This window comes from Deltaproteobacteria bacterium (assembly GCA_011773515.1).
Classification (GTDB): Bacteria; Desulfobacterota; Deferrimicrobia; order J040; family J040; genus WVXK01.
The window spans coordinates 32,776-35,890 of record WVXK01000004.1 but is presented as its reverse complement, the minus strand read 5'-3'; the positions used below and the strand labels follow the sequence as shown (position 1 = coordinate 35,890).

Here is a 3,115-nt window from a genome sequence, read left to right as displayed (position 1 = left end):
ATCGTGGGCCACCACCTCCTCATAGTACCCTATGGTTGCCAGCGCAGAGATTGCGGCATCCGACCAGCCGGTGTACATCAGCAGTTTTCCGCCCCGTTCGCGGAATGCTGAGAGGTCAGGATCGGTGGCGTTTAAGGTTTCGCCAACCAGCGTGGAATCCTCACGGTAGGTATCGAAGGTATAATCTTTGTACGTCCAATCCGAATCGTGATACACCAGGTATTTCATGAAACTGGTGCTGAAGCCATACTGGGCGTTGGGTGTCACAGGGGATGGATAGTCTCCGGCCTCTACGCCTCCCTGGAACTCATTGAGCTTACTCTGGTACTTGAGTCCGCCGGTTAGCCAGCGAAGCCAGCCACCGATGGCGGTTTCACCACCAAAGGGAAAGCCGTAGAAGAGGGGTTTTCCTTTCGAATCTTTCGGGCCCCCGTAGTAGGTTTTTACCGCATTCACCTGTTCCCTGCTCAGGCAGCTGTCCGTTTTTTCGCCTTTGCACAACAGGGTCGCCACATCGAACTTACACTGCCTGGGGTCGTTCAGGATGCCGTCCTTGATTCCGTCCTGTTCATCGCACATACTCAGGTACGACGACTCGATTAATTCCTGCTCCTTGGGCCCGACTATGGCCTCCTGTATGTTACCGGGATCGGGAAACATGGCCTGCATGTTTTGGGTCATGGTCGCGCCTGCCCCCATGGTCCAGTTGTACGCGGGTGCGCCCGCCACAATTCCCTCGAAATCTTCCGGATACCGCTGGGCTTCCATCAAGGCCTGGCCGCCGCCCCGGGAACAGCCGATAAAGTAGTTGCGGGCAATCTCTTTCTGGTAATAGGTCCTGGTCAATGCCTTCGCCGTGACAGCGGTGCGGTGTACGGCCGCGTGGCCGAAGTTCACGATCCGCTCCATGTTGTTGAGCCCCCAGCTACCATCCAGGGGATGGCCTTGATGCCCCGTATCGGTGCCCACCGTGGCGTAGCCCGATTGCAGTGCACCATACAGAAGTGCCACGTTCATGACCGAGCCCACAAAGCCGCCGCCACCGCCCATCACGAACTTGCCGTTCCACTTCTCGGGCAGCAGCAACTCAAAATTGATCTCCGGACCGATCACGCCCGCCACCTTGCAGTGCGGCACCGGCTCAGATTCTTGAGTTACCGATGTTATGGTGACATCCGGCAGCTCCGGCAGTGACTCCGAATTACACACCGGCTCAGCATTGAGGGGGGCGTGGAATAACGCGAAGCCAAGAAGTATAACTACGGAGACAAAGAGTTTCCTCATGTAAAGTACCTCCGCTCATTGTATTTACGGTCTCGACTCGATTTTCGTTGAAACCTTGGGATGTTAACCCCTGGGCCTGCCGACATCTAATTTTTTGATGCCCCTGCAACCACAGGGTTTCTTTTTCAAGGTTTTCCACGCCTTTGAAGACCAAGGGTTCGGGGTGGAAGGGTGGTGTTGTGATGTGGCAGGCACACCCTATTCCCCGGAGTCAAGTGATATCGCCATCTTGGCTAAGAAGCCCTGACCTCCTTTTTCCCTTTTTCTGATACAATGTTTTAACACTGCACCGGTAGCAGGAACGAGCTCCGGCAAGGTACGTAAAGAGCTCGTATGCCGAGGTGTGATGTCATGCGAAGCAAAGATGGGCTACTCAAAAGGGTCGGGAGCATACCGAAGTTGCTCCAGAGACAGGGTTTTCCCGACGTGCAGGTAGCACGGCTGAGAGCCCGGTTGGAGGAGTTTCTCGAGCGGGCGGACCTCGCCGAGTGCGCCCTGATCATCGACGGGCCGGGATTGGGGATAGGGTCCCACCTTGTTGCCCTCTCGCTTCTCGGACCGCAAAGGGTGCGCGAGTTCCAATCGGTCCACTCCGTGAGCGCCAGTTCCTACGGCGTGCTCTACACCATCGCGTGGCACCTGGAGATGCTTTCTTTAAGCCGCGCCAAGATCGACAGCTTTACCGGGGACATGAAAAAACGGCACAACCTCGCCGGGTGGGTCCGGGGCTGCCGTTTGATGCTCCAGAAGCTGATCGGTTCGTCCCACGTCTTCGACAACGACATCACCGAAGAGGCCCTGGCCTATGGGGTCAACCCGGCTTTTTTGAAGGTGCCGGTCTCGGAGCTGCCGGAGAACGTCTCCTTCTGGGCCTACTGCCTGGAAGACGGGGAGTTGTGCGAGATCAGGCGGGACAGCCCTTTTTCGAACTGGTCCGTGGGTGAGGTGATACGGTGCGTTCCGGCGGTAAATAAACTCTATGCCCCGCTCCGTAAGGAGGGAAAGACGTACGTGGACGCGGTGACGAGCCCGAACCTCGGTAACCTCTACCGGGAGCTTCGGAATCGTTACCGTCAGGTACTCTTCTTTCACACGAACCGGGACGGCACACAGGGGAATACCACATTTCTGAAGATGCACGATACGGGCTCCGGTAAACTCCGGATCCTGTTCGATTTCATACTCTTCATGTCCGGCAGGGAAAACCGTGAGATGGACGAGGCGATCCGCACGGCCCTGCTCCTGGACAAACCGATCTGATAATAGATGGCTTGAACATCCGAACAGCCGAAGTTCAGTTGTTGTTAACCCTGAGCTCAAAACTATAAACTCTAACCTGCCCGCTCGACAAAAGAAGGTTGCTCGAACCTTATTTCGTAATTGTTGTCCCGGAGATTGATACAATTGTTGATACGAAACCATGAACGTTCCTGGGGAGGGCCGTATGGAAAAAAAATATGATTTGTCTACACGTTGTGTGCACGCGGGAGAGGTGAGGGACGCCGAGGGGTCCCCACACACACCTGTGTACAACACCACAACCTTCGGCTTCAGATCCACCGCAGACCTCCTCGATGTGGTGGAGGGGAGGCGTCCGGGAAACCTCTACACCCGGTACGGGTTGAATCCAACGATAAGAAGTGTAGAGCTCAAGCTCGCGAGTCTCGAAAATGCCGATGCCGCCCTGGTCTTTGCCTCCGGGATGGCGGCGGAGGCGGCGCTCTTTTTCACCCATGGGCGGGAAGGTATCGTCTGCATCGGGAACGCCTATGGAGGAACCCTGGAGCTGCTGGCCGATCAACTGCCCCTGGTGGGCATACCCACGTACCTG

Annotated in this window: 2 protein-coding genes and 1 pseudogene (1 of these 3 cut by a window edge); 2 read left to right on the top strand and 1 reads right to left on the bottom strand. The window is 56.3% G+C overall.

The window, feature by feature from the left end:
- Nucleotides 1-1,284, bottom strand: a 1,284-nt coding sequence (locus tag GTN70_00690) for a tannase/feruloyl esterase family alpha/beta hydrolase (GenBank protein NIO15517.1), incomplete at its 3' end; no start/stop codon positions are given.
- Nucleotides 1,285-1,635: 351 nt separating this feature from the next.
- Here GTN70_00690 and GTN70_00685 point away from each other — a divergent pair.
- Both GTN70_00685 and GTN70_00680 read left to right on the top strand, forming a co-directional pair.
- On the top strand, nt 1,636-2,544 hold the full coding sequence (locus GTN70_00685; protein ID NIO15516.1) for a hypothetical protein: 909 nt from the start codon (nt 1,636-1,638) through the stop codon (nt 2,542-2,544).
- Nucleotides 2,545-2,728: 184 nt separating this feature from the next.
- A pseudogene (locus GTN70_00680) lies at nt 2,729-3,115 on the top strand (cystathionine gamma-synthase); it runs 710 nt beyond the window's last position.

Excerpts from the sequence above, each read along its gene's own strand:
- GTN70_00685 (NIO15516.1), top strand. The coding sequence starts at position 1,636 with ATGCGAAGCAAAGATGGGCTACTCAAAAGGGTCGGGAGCATACCGAAG.